General features: G+C 41.2%; 2 protein-coding genes and 1 pseudogene. All 3 read right to left on the bottom strand.

From position 1 onward, the window contains the following. Positions 1–67: 67 nt before the first annotated feature. Entirely contained in the window at positions 68–262 is a 195-nt protein-coding gene (locus tag ACQEXT_RS21155; RefSeq protein WP_331428621.1) for a hypothetical protein, read from the bottom strand. Next, complete coding sequence (locus ACQEXT_RS21150) at positions 259–963, bottom strand: hypothetical protein (protein WP_426953438.1); 705 nt, start codon at positions 961–963, stop codon at positions 259–261. The genes ACQEXT_RS21155 and ACQEXT_RS21150 overlap by 4 nt, the downstream gene beginning before the upstream one ends. After that, positions 960–1,398 (bottom strand): annotated as a pseudogene (locus tag ACQEXT_RS21145) (hypothetical protein); the annotation flags it as partial. The pseudogene ACQEXT_RS21145 and the gene ACQEXT_RS21150, both read right to left, overlap by 4 nt.

The raw sequence follows: 1,398 nt of genomic DNA, 5'->3' as shown, positions 1-1,398 counted from the left end.
GGTAAGGATTGATTAGACATCAGCAGTAAACTGAGCGGATACCGCTCAGGGTTGTTTAGAGTCGCGGTTAATTCGTGTCGCCATCTACCCAATAGTTTGCCCACACTTTTACAGTTGCATCGGTTGGTTTTAAGCCCGTAACCAGAATAGATTCTTGCTCGGTAGTGTTCAGTATCGAGTACAACCCAGAAAGTGCGCTCACTGAAACCAGAACCAATGCGACACTCCTCTCTATGAATTGTCGCTTAGTTAACCGAGTCACTTGCCAGTCTCTGGATCTAACGGGGCACTACGATACTCTTCACCAGCTAAAATATCGTAGTGAATCACCGTATCGCTATTAAACTGAGAAAAATCAAAGTAGACACTGTATGCATTGAAAACGACTAAATCCGATTTTTTATCCCTTATTTCTCCATTTGTATAAAAACTGCATGCTAAGCCAGATGACCACTCTTTTAAATCTTCATAATATCGTGCGCGACAATCTCTAGCTTCAACCTGTGAAGTTAACTCTAACGGTTTATTGTTATAATCGGTGCCTGATTGGTAAATACGTAGTTGGGCAAAACCTACTGTATCAAATGCGTTATAGGCTTCGACCTTGATATCTCGTAATTCGACCACGCAATTTTCACTGTTTGTGTAAGTTGAGTATGGCACGGTGAACTGATAACGGTCATCACTTACATCATTACTCGGAGTAAAGAATGTAGTGATCTTTCCTCCTCGATGGGCTTTTTGGCCAAACATATCATAAGAGTAGGATTCACAGTCATCACCATATACCCAATAGTTTGCCCACACTTTTACGGTTGCATCGGTTGGTTTTAAGCCCGTAACCAGAATAGATTCTTGCTCGGTAGTGTTCAGTATCGAGTACAACCCAGATAGTGCGCTCACTGAAACCAGAACCAATGCGACACTCCTCTCTGTGAATTGTCGCTTAGTTAACCGAGTCACTTGCCAGTCTCTGGATCTAACGGGGTACTACGGTACTCTTTACCAGCTAAAATATCGTAGTGAATCACCGTATCGCTATTAAACTGAGAGAAATCAAAGTAGACACTGTAAGCATTGAAAACGACTAAATCCGCTTGTTTATCCCTTATTTCTCCATTCGTATAAAAACTGCATGCTAAGCCAGATGACCACTCATTTAAATCTTCGTAATATCGAGTACGACAATCTTTGGCTTCAATTGTAGAATCTAAGTCTATCGGTTTGTTGTAATATTTTGTGCCTGATTGGTAAATACGTAGTTGGGCAAAACCTACTGTATCAAATGCGTTATAGGCTTGAACTGTTATATCCCCCAAGTTTACTTCACAATCAAACGAGTCTTGATATTGCTGGAAAGGAATGCGCAATTCATACCTGTTTGGGTCGTTGGAGAAG

The sequence above is a fragment of the Vibrio sp. TRT 29B02 genome, assembly GCF_050113655.1.
Taxonomy (GTDB): domain Bacteria; phylum Pseudomonadota; class Gammaproteobacteria; order Enterobacterales; family Vibrionaceae; genus Vibrio.
Note: the sequence above shows the minus strand (reverse complement) of the source record. Positions and strands in the feature narration are given on the sequence as shown.